The 17,636-nt window shown below is 60.2% G+C and carries 11 protein-coding genes; 6 read left to right on the top strand and 5 right to left on the bottom strand.

Annotation, left to right across the window (positions count from 1 at the left end; translation table 11 throughout):
- From E8M77_RS19840 to E8M77_RS19830, 3 genes are all read left to right on the top strand, one after another.
- A complete protein-coding gene (locus tag E8M77_RS19840; RefSeq protein WP_137132359.1) occupies positions 1-1,944 on the top strand; it encodes a DUF2207 domain-containing protein in 1,944 nt (647 codons plus the stop codon).
- Positions 1,945-2,242: 298 nt separating this feature from the next.
- Positions 2,243-4,615: a glycine--tRNA ligase subunit beta gene (gene glyS / locus E8M77_RS19835; protein ID WP_137132358.1), complete on the top strand. Its 2,373-nt coding sequence runs from the start codon at positions 2,243-2,245 to the stop codon at positions 4,613-4,615.
- Positions 4,616-4,717: 102 nt separating this feature from the next.
- A complete protein-coding gene (locus E8M77_RS19830; RefSeq protein ID WP_137132357.1) occupies positions 4,718-4,963 on the top strand; it encodes a type II toxin-antitoxin system ParD family antitoxin in 246 nt (81 codons plus the stop codon).
- A gap of 133 nt (positions 4,964-5,096) precedes the next feature.
- Here E8M77_RS19830 and E8M77_RS19825 read toward each other — a convergent pair whose 3' ends face one another.
- The 3 genes from E8M77_RS19825 to purD form a co-directional block, all read right to left on the bottom strand.
- A complete protein-coding gene (locus E8M77_RS19825; RefSeq protein WP_137132356.1) occupies positions 5,097-6,932 on the bottom strand; it encodes a methyl-accepting chemotaxis protein in 1,836 nt (611 codons plus the stop codon).
- Positions 6,933-7,186: 254 nt separating this feature from the next.
- Complete coding sequence (locus E8M77_RS19820; RefSeq protein ID WP_137132355.1) at positions 7,187-7,690, bottom strand: plant virulence effector HPE1-like domain-containing protein; 504 nt, start codon at positions 7,688-7,690, stop codon at positions 7,187-7,189.
- 113 nt (positions 7,691-7,803) lie between these two features.
- Positions 7,804-9,075 (bottom strand): phosphoribosylamine--glycine ligase, encoded by a 1,272-nt coding sequence (gene purD, locus E8M77_RS19815; protein WP_137132354.1) that lies wholly within the window; start codon positions 9,073-9,075, stop codon positions 7,804-7,806.
- A 174-nt stretch (positions 9,076-9,249) separates the two neighbouring features.
- Here purD and E8M77_RS19810 point away from each other — a divergent pair, with 174 nt between their 5' ends.
- Both E8M77_RS19810 and ubiA read left to right on the top strand, forming a co-directional pair.
- Positions 9,250-11,565 (top strand): Tex family protein, encoded by a 2,316-nt coding sequence (locus E8M77_RS19810; protein ID WP_137132353.1) that lies wholly within the window; start codon positions 9,250-9,252, stop codon positions 11,563-11,565.
- 307 nt (positions 11,566-11,872) lie between these two features.
- Positions 11,873-12,826, top strand: a complete 954-nt coding sequence (gene ubiA, locus E8M77_RS19805; RefSeq protein ID WP_137132352.1) for a 4-hydroxybenzoate octaprenyltransferase — start codon at positions 11,873-11,875, stop codon at positions 12,824-12,826.
- A gap of 93 nt (positions 12,827-12,919) precedes the next feature.
- Here the strand turns inward: ubiA and E8M77_RS19800 are convergent, their stop codons facing one another.
- On the bottom strand, positions 12,920-13,486 hold the full coding sequence (locus E8M77_RS19800; RefSeq protein WP_137132351.1) for a DUF6101 family protein: 567 nt from the start codon (positions 13,484-13,486) through the stop codon (positions 12,920-12,922).
- Between the two features lie 335 nt (positions 13,487-13,821).
- On the opposite strand from E8M77_RS19800, the gene E8M77_RS19795 reads away from it, so the two are divergent.
- The gene (locus tag E8M77_RS19795; RefSeq protein WP_137132350.1) at positions 13,822-16,119 is read left to right on the top strand and encodes a DUF1217 domain-containing protein; all 2,298 of its coding nucleotides are present in this window, start codon (positions 13,822-13,824) and stop codon (positions 16,117-16,119) included.
- Positions 16,120-16,132: 13 nt separating this feature from the next.
- On the opposite strand, the gene E8M77_RS19790 is transcribed toward E8M77_RS19795, so the two are convergent.
- Positions 16,133-17,563 carry an FAD-binding oxidoreductase gene (locus tag E8M77_RS19790; RefSeq protein WP_137132349.1) on the bottom strand — a complete coding sequence of 477 codons (1,431 nt, stop codon included), beginning with the start codon at positions 17,561-17,563 and terminating at the stop codon, positions 16,133-16,135.
- Between the last annotated feature and the right edge of the window lie 73 nt (positions 17,564-17,636).

Genomic DNA, 17,636 nt, shown 5'->3' with positions numbered 1-17,636 from the left:
ATGACAGGCTTTCGGCGCGCGATCCTCCTGATCCTGGCAGTTCTTCTGCCGGGTCTCCTCGGGCTCATCGCCGAGAGCGCAGGCGCTGCCGAATATATCGACAGCTACCGCTCGGAAATCGACATTGCCCGCGACGGGCAGGTGACAGTGACCGAGATCATCACCGTCAATGCCGAGGGGCGGGATATCCGTCACGGCATTTTCCGCGATTTTCCGCTCTACATGATGGATGACAAGGGCCGCCGCCAGAAAGTGGGCTTCGAGCTTCTCTCGGTCCTGCGCGATGGCGAGGAGGAAGATTTTCATACGGAAAGCGTTACCGGCGGCACGCGCATCTATATGGGGTCGGCCGAAACGCTGCTCGATCCGGGCCGCCACACCTATGAACTGACCTATCGCACCGACCGGCAGATCCGTTTCTTCGATGATCACGACGAATTCTACTGGAATGTCACCGGCAATGGCTGGCTGTTTCGCATCCGCGAGGTGACTGTCGTGGTCACGCTGCCGGACGGTGTGCGGGCGAGCAACACCCGTTTTTTCACCGGCCCGGAAGGCGCAACCGGCAAGGATGCCCGCAGCTTCGGCGGCGTGACCTCTCCCGGCTTCGTTACCACGCAGCCGCTTGGCGCCCAGGAGGGGCTGACGATCGTGATCGCCATGCCGAAGGGCTCCATCGATCAGCCCTCGGCATACCAGGCCCGCGCTTACCTGTTGCGCGACAATATCAATCTCATCATCGGCGGCAGCGGCCTTGCTCTGGTGGCGCTCTATTACCTGTGGTTCTGGTGCCGTGTCGGGCGCGATCCAGCACGCGGGACCGTGGTGCCGCGCTGGGATGCGCCGGACGGGCTTTCGCCGGCACTTGTCAACTATATCGATAACAAGGGTTTTTCCGGCGAGGGCTGGGATGCGCTTTCGGCCAGTTTCATCGATCTGGCCGTCAAGGGTTACGTCACGCTCGAGGATCTGGAAAACCGCATCACCGTGCGCCGCACGGACAAGGCCGCCGGCAAACTGCCGACCGGGCAGGCGGCGCTCCTCTCCCAGCTGGGTGGTGAAGGCAATGAACTCATCATCGACAAGGAAAATGGCGAGCGGGTGCAGAAAGTCGCTGCAAACTTCCGCTCCGCCATCGAGAAGGAACATCGCGGCAAATATTATCGCGGCAATATCGGTCCCATCATCGGCGGCCTGGTGCTCAGCCTTCTTGTCATCGCCGCCCTTTTCGGCTTTGGCGATTTCGATACGGACCTTGCCGGCTTCCTCATCGGCCCGGTCTTCTTCGGCGTGTTCTTTGGCAGCATGGCCGTCAGGCTCGGCAAGCGGGCAGGGGCTGGTCGCTCGCTCTTGAGGCGCATCCTCTCTGTCCTCATCTTTGCCACCATCGCACTTGTCGGCCTTGTCGTGCTTGGCGGCTTCGTGCTGGTTCTGCTGGTCGAGGCAGTCGATAGCGGCCAGTGGCCGGTGTTTGCCGCACTTGCCGGCATCGTGCTTATCAATGCGGTGTTCTTCTTCCTGATGGGCGCACCGACGCCGCTCGGTGCCAAGCTGATGGATGGCATCGAGGGCCTGCGGCTCTATCTGACGGTTGCGGAAAAGGACCGGCTGAACATGGCCAGCGCGCCGACAATGTCGCCGCAGCACTTTGAAACGCTTCTGCCTTATGCGGTGGCGCTCGGCGTCGAAAAGCCGTGGAGCGAGACGTTCGAAACCTGGCTTGCCACAGCTGCCGCCGGTGCCGGTGCCAGCACCTACCAGCCCGGCTGGTATCATGGCGGCTCGTTTGGCAATCTCGGCGGGTCCATCGGCGGTTTCTCCTCCTCCATGGCCTCCACCATTGCCTCGACGATCCCTGCGCCGAAATCCTCCTCGTCCTCGGGCTTTTCCTCCTCCGGATCGTCCGGCGGCGGCGGAGGCGGTGGCGGCGGGGGAGGGTGGTAGGTCTTTTTTCTCGTATAGCGTCGAGCCAGTTCGCCCCCCTCTGGCCTGCCGGCCATCTCCCCCTCACGGGGGGAGATCATTTGGGGCCGACCTCTCACCTTTCGGCGACGCTGAGGAGGGGGCAAGTGAATGCGTCTAGCCGATCTCCCTCCTTGAGGGGGAGATGGCCGCCATTCCCGTTCTGCCGGCAGCCTGATTTCGCAAGGCTTTCATTTTGCCTCACTCGGCAGATGACTTTTGGCGCATGCCTTGCTAAGTCCGGCGCAAAGCCAAGAACCCCAGGACAAAGCCGAGTACCATGCCCGATCTTCTGCTCGAACTCCGCTCCGAAGAAATCCCTGCCCGCATGCAGCGCAAGGCGGCTGGCGATCTGAAGAAGCTCGTCACCGATGCGCTGGTGGATGCGGGCCTGACCTATGATGGTGCGCGCGAATACTGGACGCCGCGCCGCCTGACGCTGGACATCCGCGGCATGACTGCCCGCTCAGCCGATCAGCGCGAGGAGATCAAGGGTCCATCCACCAAGGCGCCGGAACAGGCAGTCCAAGGCTTTCTGCGCAAGGCCGGTCTTTCCGATGTGTCGGAGGCGCAGGTCGTCTCGGATCCGAAGAAGGGCGATTTTTACGTGGCCGTCGTCTCCAAGCCCGGCCGAGCGGCAGAAGAGATCATTGCTGACGTGATGCCCGGCATCATCCGCTCCTTCCCCTGGCCGAAAAGCATGCGCTCGGGCGCTGCCTCCATGCCCAAGGGCATGTCCTATGGCGGCATCGAAGGCAAGGGTTCGGAAAGCCTGCGCTGGGTGCGCCCGCTGCAATCCATCGTCTGCGTCTTCGGGCCGGAGCATGATGAAACCCAGGTCATCCCTTTCGATATTGACGGCATCACTGCCGGAAACATCACCTATGGCCACCGCTTCCATGCGCCGGGCGCCATTACCGTGCGCCGTTTCGATGATTATGTCGCAAGCCTGGAAAAGGCGAAGGTGATGCTGGATGCCGAGCGCCGCAAGGATGTGATCCTGCATGATGCGCGCGATCTGGCCTTTGCCAATGGCCTTGATCTGGTCGAAGACGAGGGCCTGCTCGAAGAAGTCTCCGGCCTTGTCGAATGGCCGCATGTGCTGATGGGCACGTTCGAGGAAGAATATCTGGAGATCCCGGCGGAAATCATCCGTCTCACGATCAAGACCAACCAGAAGTGCTTCGTCACCCGCCCACAAGGGGCAACCGAAGGCCTGTCCAACCGCTTCATCCTCATCTCCAATATCGAGGCGAAGGATGGCGGCAAGGAAATCATGCATGGCAATGGCAAGGTGGTGCGCGCCCGCCTGTCGGATGCCAAGCATTTCTGGACGCGAGACCAGGGCAATCTGCCGGATCTCGAAACGCTTAAAGGTTCGGCTGAAAAGTTCGATCTGGATCTCACCAAGCCGCTCGATCAGCGTATGGCGAAACTCGATGCGCTGAACGTCACCTTCCATGCCAAGCTCGGCACGCAAGGCGAGCGCGTGTCGCGCATCCGGGCGCTGGCCGAGGTTCTGGCGCCGATTGTCGGCGCTGACGAGGCTTTGGTGGATCGCGCCGTGGTGCTGGCCAAGGCTGACCTGCGCACCGAAGCGGTTGGCGAATTCCCGGAACTGCAGGGTCTGATGGGCCGCCGCTATGCAGCTCTGCAGGGCGAAGACGCTTCGGTTGCCGCTGCCATCGAGGATCATTACAAGCCGCAGGGCCCCTCCGACCGCGTGCCGGAAGATAAGGTGGCCATCACCGTGGCACTGGCCGACAAGCTCGATACGCTTGTGGGCTTCTGGGTGATCAATGAGAAGCCGACCGGCTCCAAAGACCCCTATGCGCTGCGCCGTGCAGCGCTGGGTGTCGTGCGCATGATTCTGGAGCGGAAGCTAAGCATTTCCCTGCTAAGTGACGTAATCAACGAGCATTTCAGAAACTACTACAATTGGTGGCTTTCAATTCAAAGCGGCATGTCGCGTAGCGAGGCTTTGGAAGATGCATTTCCGAAGCCTCTATCAGCTGAACAGAACGCCCTCTTCGATAGGCTTTTCAATGACCCGAGTATTGTTCTCGACCTTGAACCATCCTTACTGAGCTCGCTGCGGGAGCCGGAATGGGTTCGGAAAAGCCGCGAGAATCTTGCCGACCTCCTGTCCTTCTTCCACGAGCGCTTGAAAGTCTATCTGCGCGATATGGGCGCCCGTCATGATATCATCGATGCTGTGCTAACGCCGGACACCGACGGCCTGCTGCTAGTTGCCCGCCGTGCGGAAGCGCTGACCGCCTTCATCACGTCTGAGGATGGCAAGAACCTGCTGGCCGGCACCAAGCGCGCCACGCAACTGCTCGCCGCTGAAGAAAAGAAGGGCACCGTGGTTGCCTCAAGCGTCTCGGAAAACCTTTTGACGCTGGATGCGGAAAAGGCGCTTTACGCCGCCATCACCTCGGCCACCAAGGATGCAGCCTTGGCCATTGCCACGGAAGATTTCCGCTCGGCCATGGAAGCGCTGTCGAAGCTGCGCGGCCCGGTGGATACGTTCTTTGAGGATGTGCTCGTCAATGACGAGAATGCCGATATCCGTGCCAACCGTCTGGCCCTCTTGAAAGCCATCCGCGAGGCGACCGGCACCGTGGCCGACTTCTCGAAGATTTCGGGATGATCTGACAGACCCCGCTCCGGCGGGGTCTTTCGCATCTGCCTTCCGGCTGGTTCAGTATTTGTGCTAGACTGGGCTCATCAGGTTCAACGCCGGACGCTTTCGATGAACAAGCCCTTTCAAGTGACCCTGGATGAATCGCTGGACCGTTTTGTTGATGAACAGGTCGAAAGTGGCCATTTCGCCTCGCCGCAGGACGTCGTAGAGGCTGCCCTTCGCCTGTTCGAAGAGGAGCAGGCAAAGCTGACATGGCTGCGCAATGCCCTGATCGAGGGGGAGAACAGCGGTCCTGCCCGTCCGTTTGATCGAGACGAGTTCATGGCCCTCATACGCGAGAAGTATATGCGGTAAGCGTTATCCGCATTCTCCACGAAAAATCCGATATTGCACCTGCGCAGATCGAGGATCTCGCCGCTCTCCTGAAATCCTGAAACGCAAAACGCCGGCCTCTTCGGCCGGCGTCTGCTGTTTAATGGCGGGTGGCTCAGCCGGCCCGGCGCATCTTCTGTCCCATGGCGGCAAGGTCTGCGCCGCGCGTGTCGGAGGTGCGGAAGCTGCGGATGAGGTCGAGCAGGTCGCCGGTGTCATTGGCCAGCACTTCCGCCGATGCGGTTGTTTCCTCGGCCATGGCGGCATTCTGCTGCGTTGCCTGATCCAGCTGGTTGAGGGATGCCGAGATCGAACGCAGCGTCGTATCCTGTTCCTGGGCGCTGTGGGCGATGCGCGACACGACCTGATCTGCACTTTCGATCTGCGAGGAAATGCGCTTCAGCGCATCGCCGGCCTGGGCCACCAGTTGCACGCCCTGTTCCACCTGGCCGGAAGAGCGGGAAATCTGCGCTTTGATCTCCTTGGCAGCGGCTGCCGAACGCTGGGCCAGTTCGCGCACTTCCTGGGCAACCACGGCAAAGCCCTTGCCGCTTTCTCCGGCGCGTGCTGCCTCGACGCCGGCATTCAGCGCCAGAAGATTGGTCTGGAAGGCGATTTCATCGATCACGCCGATGATCTTGGTGATCTCGGAGGAGGATTGTTCGATACCGCTCATGGCGCCAATTGCCTGCGCGACGATCGTATCACTCTGCTGCGCTTCGGTGCTGATGGTTTTCACCCGCTGGGCTGCTTCCTTGGCACCGTCTGCCGTCTGGCGCACGGCAACCGTCAACTCGTCCAGCGCGGCCGATGTTTCCTCCAGATTGGCGGCCTGGCGCTCTGTGCGCTGGGCAAGCTCGCTGGAGGCGCGGCGGATTTCCTCCTTGGAGACGCCGATATCATTGCCCTTCAGGTTGATGCGGCCCATGGCCTGTTCCAGCCGCGAGAGTGCATCGTTGAAATTGTGGCGCAGGTCTTCGTATTTCGGGCCGATATCATTGCAGCGCACGGTCAGGTCACCCTGGGCGAGATTTTCCAGTGCCGCGCCAATGGTGGCCACCACATGTGCCTGAGCCAAGGCCTCCTGGTGTTCAAGGTCAGACCGGTTTTTACGTTCCGCGGTCAGTTGAGCTTCCTGCTCCTTCTCGCGCACCGCCATGGCATGGCGCTCGCGGATCTTTTCCTGCAGGGCCTCGGTAGCCTTGGCCATCATGCCCACTTCATTGCCCATCTCGGTATGGGGAATTTTCAGCGTGGTGTTTTCATCGGCCACTGCACCCAGCGCATCGTGAATGGCGTTGAGCGGCTTGGTAATACCACGGATAACGATATAGGCGCCGGCGAGAGCGGCGAGGAAAACGGCAAGCGACCCTCCGGCCGTCTTAATGATATTGTTGCGAATTTCGGCGCGCAGGTCGTCGATGTAAAGGCCGGTGACCAGAACGATCTTCCACGGCTCGAAGGCCTTGCCATAGGCGGCTTTCGGATAGCTGTAATCGTTCGGATCCTTGCCGGGCTTCGGGCCGATGAACTCCACATAACCGCCGCCAGCGCGGCCAAGCTTCACCAGCTCATCGCGGTAAAGAAAGCCCGCCGAATCGCCCTTGCCCTTGCCAGATGTGCCAACCAGCTTCTGATTGGGATGGAACATCATGTTGACATCATAGTCATAGGCAAAGAAGTAGCCATCCGGCTCGAAGCGCATCTTGACGAGTTGGGCATAGGCGCGCTTTTGCGCCTCATCCTGGCTGAACTCGCCGGCAATAGCGCGGTCATTGTAGTCTTTCAGGATGGACGAGGCGGTTTCCACCTGCGTCCTCAGCATCTCATAGCGTTCGCGGTAGAGTGCTGTTGTCGAGGACTGGACCTGGAAGAAGGTGATGGCGGCAAACACGGCCATCATCGCGCCGACGAGCAGGAACAGTTGCAGGGAAATTTTCATATTCTTCATCGGTATCACCCGCGTCAGTCATCACCGGGCGTTCTTCGAAATAGAACAGGGGCGACAACATGTTTCGTTACCGCGCCTTCTGCGCTTTACAGGCGCTACACCGCACCCGACGTAAAATATAGTGAAAACAAATAAATAAAGTTCTAATTGATACTATGGAATGTGAGTTGCACTCAGTATGCATCAATATCTAGCTATGGTTGCCAGGGCGACGACTGAAGGTTGCTGTCGCCATCGCCGTTGCTTCACTGACATCAGTGGCTCGGGCGAAGTTCCATACCGGAAAAATCCGGCTCCACGGGCGTCAGTTCGGCAGCCGCCGGTGCAGCTGCAGTGCCGGTTTCGCCAACGGGTGCCACGGCCGAGGTGGTTGCCTGCATGTCCACGCCATCGCCCCGGTTCGAAGGCGCGGTGCGGCCGGCCAGAACGCTCTGTTCGGTTTCGATCCACACTGGGCTGAGGCTGACGAAGGTGACGGGCGAGCCGCCCATCCAGGCCTCGGTGCGCATCAGCGCCGTCTTGCCGTTGCGCTGCTTCAATTCGTTCAGCTGTGTGCCATTTGCCAGTTCCGGCACAATATAGCTCGGCTTTACCGGCGCAGCTGTGTGCTCCTCGCAGGTCGTGCAGATGATGTCTTTGACGCTTGGTGATGTGGCAAGCGGTGTCGCGGACATCCGCAGTATGGAGGATGCCGCTGCAGGCGCGGCGGCAGCAGTCGAGGCGGCCAGTGCGGCCAGAAGCAAAGCGCGGCTGTACATCGGTCCATTCCCCAGTGTGAACTGCGGGAATGGTAACCGGTCTTCCTTTCCAACCGGTCAGAAGACCTGGTTAATGCGCGGTTAAAGGAAAGATCATCACCAATGAAGATCTTCTATTGCTTGTCGCGCTGGATCGCCTGCCAGCCAATATCGCGGCGGCAAAAGCCATTGTCCCATTTGACCTGATCGACCAGCGCATAGGCGCGCGCCTGCGCTTCAGCCACCGTCTTGCCACTCGCCGTCAGGTTCAACACGCGCCCGCCACTGGCAACCAGTTGTCCGTCCTTCAGCGCCGTGCCGGCGTGAAACACCTTGGCGCCATCGGTTGCCGGCGGCAGATGATCGATCGGCGTGTTTTTCTCGTATGCCGCCGGATAGCCCTTCGAGGCCATGACCACCGTCAGCGCCACGTCCTCATGCCAGTCTGCCGTCACCTCGCTCAGCGTGCCGGTGGCAGCGGCATACAGAATGGGCAGGAGATCGCTTTTCAGCCGCATCATCAGCACCTGGGTTTCCGGATCGCCGAACCGCACATTATATTCAATCAGTTCCGGTCCCTTGGCCGTCACCATCAGACCGGCAAAGAACACGCCGGTAAATGGATAGCCGCTCTCGGCCATGCCGGAAATCGTCGGCTGGATGATCTCGTCCATGGTGCGTTGAACCATTTGGGGCGTCATCACCGGTGCCGGCGAATAGGCGCCCATGCCGCCGGTATTGGGGCCGGTATCGCCATCACCCACACGTTTGTGGTCCTGCGCGGTGGCCAGCGCCAGCGCCGTCTTGCCATCGGACAGGCAGAAGAAGCTGGCCTCCTCGCCATCCAGATAGGCTTCCACCACCACTTCAGCGCCCGCCTGCCCAAACGCACCGGCAAAGCAGTCATCGACGGCGGCAAGCGCCTCGTCCACGCTCATCGCCACCGTCACGCCCTTGCCGGCGGCAAGCCCGTCGGCCTTCACCACAATCGGCGCGCCCTGTTCACGGATATAGGCCTTGGCCGGTTCGGCGCTGGTAAAGCGCTGATAGGCACCGGTCGGGATATTATAGCGGGCGCAGATATCCTTGGTGAAGCCCTTGGAGCCTTCCAGCTGGGCAGCAGCCTTGGACGGACCGAACACGACAAAGCCCGCATCGCGCAGGTCATCGGCAAGGCCGGCCACCAGCGGCGCTTCCGGCCCAACGATAATGAAGTCGATGTGCATCTCGCGGCAAAAGGCGATGACGGCTGCATGATCCTCGACGGTAAGCGAAACGAGTTCGGCCACTTCTGCAATGCCGGGATTGCCCGGCGCGGCGTAAAGCCGGGTCAGCAGAGGAGACTGCGCAAGTTTCCAGGCCAGCGCATGCTCGCGGCCACCGGATCCGATCAGAAGAACCTTCACTATCACCCCCTTAAAAGGTCAAGGATAAGCCTGCGCGGTTAAGGCGAGAGGGGGCAAAGGTCAAGGCTTGGCGCGTGCAAAGGCTGCTCGCTTCCTGTGGAATCGCCTTTCGCGACGTTGCCTTGCCACGATCTGACGCTATGGTCGCGCCAAACAACACAAGAGAAGATGCATATGGCCGCCGACCTTCGTTCCATCGCCGCAACCATCGCCCAGGAGATCAATGCAAGGCCGGATCAGGCCGTGGCTGCGATCGGGCTTCTGGACGAGGGCTCGACCGTGCCCTTCATCGCGCGCTACCGCAAGGAAGTCACCGGCGGGCTGGATGATACGCAGCTGCGCAATCTGGCAGAGCGTCTCGTCTATCTGCGCGAGCTGGAAGCGCGGCGCTCCTCGATTGTCGATAGCATTGCCGGCCAGGGCAAGATGACCGACGAGCTGTCGCTGAAGATCGCCCGCGCGGTCACCAAGGCCGAGCTTGAAGATCTTTATCTGCCCTATAAGCCCAAGCGCCGCACCAAGGCGGAAATTGCACGCGAACGTGGTCTCGGACCCCTGGCGGAGGCCATCTGGGCCGCCCGTGCCGCCGATCCGGCAGTGCTGGCGCAAGCCTATCTGTCGGCAGACGTTGCGGATGTGAAGGCAGCGCTTGAAGGCGCACGCGATATCATTGCCGAAACCATCACCGAAAACGCCGATCTTCTCGGGCGGCTTCGCCAGCATATGCGCGACAAGGCCATGCTGAAGGCCAAACTGGTGGACGGCAAGCAGGAGGCCGGCGCCAAATTCTCCGATTATTTCGATCATACCGAACGCTGGTCCACCACACCCGGCCACCGGGCGCTTGCCATGCTGCGCGGCTGGAACGAGGAAATGCTCAGCCTCACCATCGAGGTGGACCAGGATGATGCCTCCCCGATCAAGCCGGTGCAGCGGATGATTGCCGGAGCCTTCCAGATTGGCGACAAGGGCCCGGCCGACCGTTGGCTGATGGAGGTTGCCGGCTGGACCTGGCGGGTAAAACTCTCCATGTCTCTGTCGCTTGATCTGATGCGCGAACTGCGCGAACGTTCGGAAGAAGAGGCGATCCGCGTCTTTGCCCGCAATCTGAAGGATCTGCTTTTGGCAGCTCCTGCCGGCTCGCGCGCCACGATGGGGCTTGATCCGGGCATCCGCACCGGCGTCAAGGTGGCGCTTGTCGATGGCACCGGTAAGGTGCTTGAAACAACGACTGTCTATCCTTTCCCGCCGAGGAACGATATTCGCGGCACGCAGGCAGAGCTTGCCAGCCTCATCCGCAAGCATAATGTCGATCTCATCTCGATCGGCAATGGCACGGGCAGCCGCGAGACGGAAAAGCTGGTGGCCGACATGCTGGCGCAGCTTCCGGCAACCACGAAGAAGCCCACCAAGGTCATCGTGTCGGAGGCCGGTGCTTCGGTCTATTCGGCCTCGGAACTGGCCGCGCTGGAATTCCCCAATCTCGATGTATCGCTGCGCGGTGCCGTGTCGATTGCACGACGCCTGCAGGACCCACTGGCCGAACTCGTCAAGATCGAGCCGAAATCCATCGGCGTTGGCCAGTACCAGCATGATGTGGATCAGGGCCGCCTGTCGCGCTCGCTGGATGCCGTGGTGGAAGATGCGGTGAATGCCGTGGGCGTCGATTTAAACACCGCATCCTCGCCGCTTCTGGCGCGTGTGGCGGGTCTCAGCCGCGCGATTGCCGATGCCATCGTCGTTCACCGCGACCAGAACGGACCCTTTGCCAGCCGCAAGGAACTGCTGAAAGTGCCGCGGCTGGGCGCGCGCACCTTCGAGCAATGCGCTGGCTTCTTGCGCATTCCGAACGGCAAGGAGCCACTGGATGCCTCCGCCGTTCACCCGGAAGCCTATGGTGTGGCAAAGAAAATCGTTGCGGCCTGCGGGCGTGACCTGCGCTCGCTGATGGGCGATAGCGCTGCCCTGAAACAGCTCGATCCGCGCCAGTTCATCGATGAAACTTTCGGCCTGCCAACGGTGAAGGACATTCTGGCCGAGCTGGAAAAGCCGGGTCGCGATCCGCGCCCGAGCTTCAAGACGGCGACCTTTGCCGAGGGGGTGGATGAAATTACCGATCTGAAGCCCGGCATGATGCTGGAAGGCACGGTCACCAACGTTGCCGCCTTCGGCGCCTTCGTCGATATCGGTGTGCATCAGGATGGCCTCGTGCATGTCTCGCAATTGGCCGATCGTTTTGTCAAAGATCCGCATGAAGTGGTGAAAGCCGGCGATGTGGTGAAGGTGCGCGTCGTGGAAGTGGATGTGAAGCGCAAGCGCATCGCGCTCACCATGCGCAAGGATGGCGGCGAGGCCGAAGCGCCTTCGATGCGCGACAAGGGTGGTGCCGGCAACGCCATGCGCCACGCCAATGCCAAGCCACCCAAGCCCGAAGCGCCGCAGATGGGCGGGCTGGGCGCGGCACTGGCCGAAGCCATGAAGAAACGCTGACAGTTTGCACTGCCGGCATCTTTAGGCGGCCTTACCCCCCTCTGCCCTGCACACTGCCCCGCCATAAGCAAAAAATCTGGTCTTGGTTATGACTAGACCAGGGGGCTGGGTGGGAGGCTGGCGCGTCTGGCCGATCTCCCCCCTTGAGGGGGTCCGAAGGACGGGTTGAGACCCGTGGCTCAACCCCGGTAGCCCGGCAGGACAGAGGGGGGTGCGTCGTATTGAAGCGTTTTGGCAGAGCCTCCAAGGCATCTCTGCCTGTCACGCCGCATTGCATTTACCGGCAAAGCTTTTAGAACTTGGCACCATGATGATGCCCAAGGATATTCACGGCCGCGTGGCCGACGCACCCTCCGATAATTTCGTCTACCGGATCCTGCCGCGCCCGCTCTGGCCCTATGCGCAGCTGGCCCGCTGGGACCGGCCGATCGGCTGGCAACTGTTGATGTGGCCGTGTTTCTGGTCGGTGGCGCTGGCCGCCGATGCCGATGGCGCGCTGCAGGCCGGCTATTCTCTGCCCATGCTGGTACTGCATCTTGTGCTGTTTTTTGCCGGTGCCGTGGCCATGCGCGGGGCCGGCTGCACCTATAATGATCTTGTCGATCACAAGATCGATATGGAAGTGGCGCGCACCCGTTCGCGACCGCTTCCGTCGGGCCGTGTCACGCGGCTGCAGGCGAAGATCTTTCTGGTGTTGCAGGCGCTGGCCGGGCTCGTCGTACTCCTGCAGTTCAACACGTTTGCAATCTGGCTGGGCTTTGCCTCGCTTGGTGTCGTTGCCATCTATCCCTTTGCCAAGCGTTTTACCGATTGGCCGCAATTCTTCCTCGGCCTTGCCTTTTCCTGGGGCGCGCTGATGGGCTGGGCCGGCGTGTTCGGCAATCTCGGCTGGGCGGCGATCTTTCTCTATCTGGCCGCCATTCTCTGGACTATCGGCTATGACACGATCTATGCCCACCAGGACAAGGAGGATGACGCGTTGGTCGGCGTGCGTTCCACCGCGCGCCTGTTTGCGCACAACACCAAGATCTGGCTGATCCTTCTCTATGGTCTGGCCATGCTGTGCTTTCTCCTGGCATTTCTTGCCGCAGGCGCCGGCTTCCTTGCCTATATCGGGCTGCTGATCGCCGGCGTCATGTTTGCCTGGCAGATCCTCATCCTCGATATCGACAATCCCGACCAGTGCCTGGTGCTGTTCAAGTTCAACAGCCGCGTCGGTCTCGTCGTGTTTGCCGGTCTCATCGCCTCGCTTCTGGTCTGAACTCTATCAGCCTTGGCCCATCAACAGAGAAGGCCCGGTCGTGGTGACCGGGCCTTCTCTGTTGGGAGGTCTTGTCTTTGGGGAGGGCGGATATCAGCGGCGCGCGATGATTTCCTTGCCTTCGATCTTCATGGCAACGCCCAGGCTGCCGGTGGTGCGGCGAACGAGGAAGCGCGGGCGGCGGGCGGCGAAATAGGAATGGCGGCGGCGCGGCTTGGCTGCATGGGTGCGGATATCACCCAGATGGTTTTCCAGCGGTCGTGCCACGCCATCGGCTTCCACCATCAGCATGGGAATGTGAAAGGCTTCCGACCAGCTGCGCCAGTCGGCTGCGATATCGCAGAGATCATGGGCCACCAGCAGCGGAATGCACAGATCCGCATCCTCGTGATGCAGTTCCAGCGTCACCGTGACCTCGCCATTGCCGTGGTCGATGGCACGGGCTGCGACGCCCTTGAATGCGCGCGCCGGCAGCGCGAAGGAAAGCGGAAGTCCGCTGCCGGGCAGGATTTTGCGAAGTACGGCGCCCCGTTCGTCGATGGTGATGGTGACATCGCCGGCGGCGTCATGCAGCCCGTACGTGAACTGTTGGGGAAAACGCGTCGGGTCGAGCCGTAGCGTTGCACCTGCCCATGAGGGTTTCAGAACCGTATTTGTCATCTCGAATGCTACCCTTGTTTTACCTGAGAGCCGTTGCCGGTCTTCTCCCGGGACTTTTGTCCTCTGATGACTGGAGGATAGGGCGGCCCTTTCCAGAACCGCTTAAAAATCGCGGTTAAGAAATTCTACCGTCCTCCAATGGTTAGCGAATCCAGATAAGGCAGGGTTTCCAAGGGGTAAACCGGGACGGGAATGTGCTGAGGCAAAACACAAATCGCCTCAAGGACAGGTCCGGGCAAGGCCAAGGTGAAAAGCTGGAACAGCAATTCTTTAAGTTTCCTTATGTATTGTTCGGGTGCACATATTCGCGCCGAGGAGAACAAGAGGCCTCCGAAATGGTATCGACCTATCTCAGTTACGACCTTGTCAGCCGCGATATGCCGGCGAGCATGAAGCGCACCTCGCAGCAGGCCGACGTCTCGCGCGAGACGGCCTATTACAATGAGAACATTGGCAAGGTCACTTCAGTCGATGAGTTTCTCGGCGATTACCGTCTCTATTCCTATGCGATGAAGGCCCATGGTCTGGAGGACATGACCTATGCCGAGGCCTTCATGCGTGATGTGCTGGAAAGCGACCTCAATGATGAAGAGAGCTTTGCCAACAAGCTGACCGACGACCGTTACCGGGAATTTGCCAGCGCCTTCAATTTTTCGCCGCCGGAGACGACCGCCCAGTCTTCGACGCAGACCGATTCCATGGTGGATCTCTATTCCAGCACCATGGTCAGCGAAGGCAATTCGGTCACCACCGAGACCAATTACTTCAATGCCATGATGAACGAGGTGGACACGGTTGACGACCTGCTCAACAATGACCGCACGCTCGATTACCTGCTGACCTCCTACGACATCGACAAGAACTATTATTCCCGCTCTATCCTGCGCGGTGTCCTGTCCAGCGATACCAGCGATCCGACAAGCTATATCAACCAGACAATGGGTCCCCAGCGCGACGCGCTGAACACGCAGATTACCGATGCCGAAACGCGGCTTGCCGCGGCGGCGGCCGCCGACAAGGCGGCCATCGAGGCGGAAATCGCAGGCTATCAGACGCAGCTTTCCGGTATCGAGAAATACTATCACATGGCCGATGCCTTCAGCTTCAATGCCGATTTTACGGCGCCGGCGACCGGCGCCCAGACGGCTGACCAGAAGGCAGTCGTCAACAGCCTCTATCTCAGCCAGCAGGACCGTGTGTCGTCTGCAACGGCATTGAGCGAGACGGCCTACTTCCAGCAAAAAGTTGCCACGGCAGACGATGTCAATGACCTGCTCAATGATTCTCGTAGCTACAACTATCTGCGCACCGCCTATGGTTTGACCGGTGCCACCGTCGTGCGCGCGACGCTTGAGCAGATCCTGACCAGCGATCTCAGCGACCCTAATAGCTATGCCAACAAATATTCCGGTGCCAATCCGCAATATCTGGAACTGGCCAATGACTTCAATTTCAACACGGATGGCAGCGTGGCGGTCGGTTCCGCCCAGAACACCACGCAGAGCAGCCAAACGGCAAACCTTTACGCCAGCCGCTACAATGACGAGCAGGACGCAGCAGACGAAAAGGCGATCAGTCTCTACAAGACCGCGATTGTCGAAGTGGATTCCGTCGATGAATTCATGGCGAACAAGGATGTCTATCAGTTTGCGCTGAAGGCGGTCGGGCTCGATCCGGACGAGGTCTCCGCCTATACGATTAAGCGTGTGCTGACGAGCGATCTGGATGATCCCAAGAGCTTTGTCTATACGTTGAAGGATGATCGGTATCTGACGCTCGCCAAGTCCTTCAACTTCACACCGGAAGGCAAGGTCGGCACACCGCTCACCGCCCAGTCGCAGGGAACGATCACCGCTATCGGATCGGATTACATCGTCCAGAAGACGCGCTTCCTCGATGAAGATGCCGCAGCGACGGCGCGCACGGAGGCCGACAAAGAGGTTTCCTATTATTCCGACAAGATGATGTCCATCCAGACGGCGGCCGAGTTCGTCAGTGACGACCGGCTGGTCAACGTGCTCCTGACCTCTTACGGCGTTGACCCGAAAAGCGTCGATGACGACTTCCTGAAGCAGATCTTCTCATCGGATCTGTCCGACGAAAACAGCTTCGTCAACAAGCAGCCTGATACGGTCTGGGCGGAAATTCTCGGCACCTTCAATTTCAATGCGAAAGGCCAGCTGACCGACGAGTTCAATACCGGTATCCAGTCACGCGGCAAGCTGATTGAGACGGAGAACAAATATACCCGCCAGAGCCTGGAAGAGACGGCGGGCGAGGAGAACCAGGGCGTGCGTCTGGCGCTCTATTTCGAGCGCATGTCCTCCTCCATCACCAGTGCCTATGACATATTGGCCGATTCAGCGCTTCTGGAATTCTTCCGCATCACCTACCAGCTGCCCGATACATTCAGCAATCTGGATGTCGACAAACAGGCAGCACTGGTTGAAAAATACATGCCGCTTGAGGACCTGACGGACCCGGAAAAGGTTTCTGACACCGTCAACAGATTTACGGTCATGTATGATCTGCAGCAAACCGACGGCAGTTCATCGGCACTGTCGATCCTGACAGGCGATTCGAACTCGGTCGGTATCAGCGCCGACCTTCTCGAAGCGGCGTCGCAGACGTAATAAATCATTCCGATTAGACGCTGATGACCTTGCCGGGGTTCATGATTCCGGCCGGGTCGAAGGCCCGCTTGATGCGGCGCATCAGGTCGATCTCGATTTCGGAGCGGATCGCCGCCAGTTCGTCGCGCTTCAGCTGGCCGATGCCATGCTCGGCGGAAATCGAGCCGCCGGCGGCCATGACGATCCCGTGCACGATCGCGTTCATCTCCCGCCAGCGACCGAGGAACTCTGCCTTGTCCGCACCCACCGGCTGCGAGATGTTGTAGTGGATATTGCCGTCTCCCAGATGCCCGAAGGCGCAGATACGTGCGCCGGGCATGGCGGCCATAACGCCCTTTTCCGCCTCTGCCATGAAGGAGGGGATCTTCGAGACCGGCACGGACACATCGTGCTTGATCGAGCCGCCCTCCGGCTTTTGCGCGTCCGACATGCTTTCGCGCATGTGCCACAGCGCCTTCTGCTGGGCAACGGAGGTGGCAATCACTGCATCCTCGATCAGGCCGTCCTCCAGCCCCTGTTCCAGAAGCGTCGTCACCATGGTTTCGGCGGTTTCGGCCGAATCACTGGTCGAAATGTCGATCAGCACATACCAGTCATGGGCCGAGGGCAGGGGATCGCGCACATTGGCTATGTGTCTTGCGGTGAACTCGATGCCGATGCGCGGCATCAGCTCGAAACCGGTCAGCGCATTGGCGCAAAGATTGGAGGCCTTTTCAAACAGCTGCAGCGCCTTTTGCGGCGAAGAAAGCCCGACAAACGCCACCTGATGGCCGGCCGGCTGCGGAAACAGTTTCAGTACGGCGCCGGTAATCACACCCAGGGTGCCTTCGGCGCCGATGAACAGGTCGCGCAGGTCATAGCCGGTATTGTCCTTCTTCAGGCGGCGCAGCCCATCCCAGATCTCGCCCGTCGGCAGCACCACTTCCAGGCCAAGGCACAGCTGGCGCATATTGCCATAGGCCAGAACCGCCGTGCCGCCGGCATTGGTCGACAGGTTGCCGCCGATGCGGCAGGAACCTTCCGAACCCAGCGATAGCGGAAACAGGCGGTTGACGTTTTCCGCCGCTTTCTGCACATCGGCCAGAATGCAGCCGCCATCGACAACCATGACATTGGCGAGCGGGTCCACGTCGCGGATCCTGTTCATCCGCTCCAGCGACAGGATGATCGCCGTGCCGTCTTCGCTCGGTGTCTGACCGCCCACCAGCCCGGTATTGCCGGTCTGCGGCACGACCGGCGTTCCGGTTTCCGTCGCAAGCTTCAGGATGGCCGAGACTTCCTGCGTGGAGGCCGGCTTGATCACCATTGGTGACATGCCGCGGTAAAGCCCGCGGTTTTCCACCAGTCGCGGCGCAATCTCTGCGGGATCCGTCACCACATTGGCATCACCAACCAGTGCCGCAAAGCGGGCCAGAAGATCGGAGGAGGGGCTGCGGATATCCATGGGCTTATCTCCTTGAGGCAATGCGCGTCTTAAATGATGTGATACCAGCGGAGATGCTTGTCGTATTCACCTC

The organism is Rhizobium sp. FY34 (genome assembly GCF_005222845.1).
Taxonomy (GTDB): domain Bacteria; phylum Pseudomonadota; class Alphaproteobacteria; order Rhizobiales; family Rhizobiaceae; genus Neorhizobium.
The sequence above is the reverse complement of the archived record's forward strand: the minus strand, read 5'-3'. Positions and strand labels throughout refer to the sequence as shown.

Bases quoted from the DNA above. Each gene is read 5' to 3' on its own strand.
- ubiA (WP_137132352.1), top strand. From the start codon at position 11,873: ATGATGATGCCCAAGGATATTCACGGCCGCGTGGCCGACGCACCCTCC.
- E8M77_RS19830 (WP_137132357.1), top strand. From the start codon at position 4,718: ATGAACAAGCCCTTTCAAGTGACCCTGGATGAATCGCTGGACCGTTTT.
- E8M77_RS19820 (WP_137132355.1), bottom strand. From the start codon at position 7,690: ATGTACAGCCGCGCTTTGCTTCTGGCCGCACTGGCCGCCTCGACTGCT.
- E8M77_RS19810 (WP_137132353.1), top strand. From the start codon at position 9,250: ATGGCCGCCGACCTTCGTTCCATCGCCGCAACCATCGCCCAGGAGATC.
- E8M77_RS19795 (WP_137132350.1), top strand. From the start codon at position 13,822: ATGGTATCGACCTATCTCAGTTACGACCTTGTCAGCCGCGATATGCCG.
- E8M77_RS19800 (WP_137132351.1), bottom strand. From the start codon at position 13,486: ATGACAAATACGGTTCTGAAACCCTCATGGGCAGGTGCAACGCTACGG.
- E8M77_RS19825 (WP_137132356.1), bottom strand. From the start codon at position 6,932: ATGAAGAATATGAAAATTTCCCTGCAACTGTTCCTGCTCGTCGGCGCG.
- E8M77_RS19790 (WP_137132349.1), bottom strand. From the start codon at position 17,563: ATGGATATCCGCAGCCCCTCCTCCGATCTTCTGGCCCGCTTTGCGGCA.
- glyS (WP_137132358.1), top strand. From the start codon at position 2,243: ATGCCCGATCTTCTGCTCGAACTCCGCTCCGAAGAAATCCCTGCCCGC.
- E8M77_RS19840 (WP_137132359.1), top strand. From the start codon at position 1: ATGACAGGCTTTCGGCGCGCGATCCTCCTGATCCTGGCAGTTCTTCTG.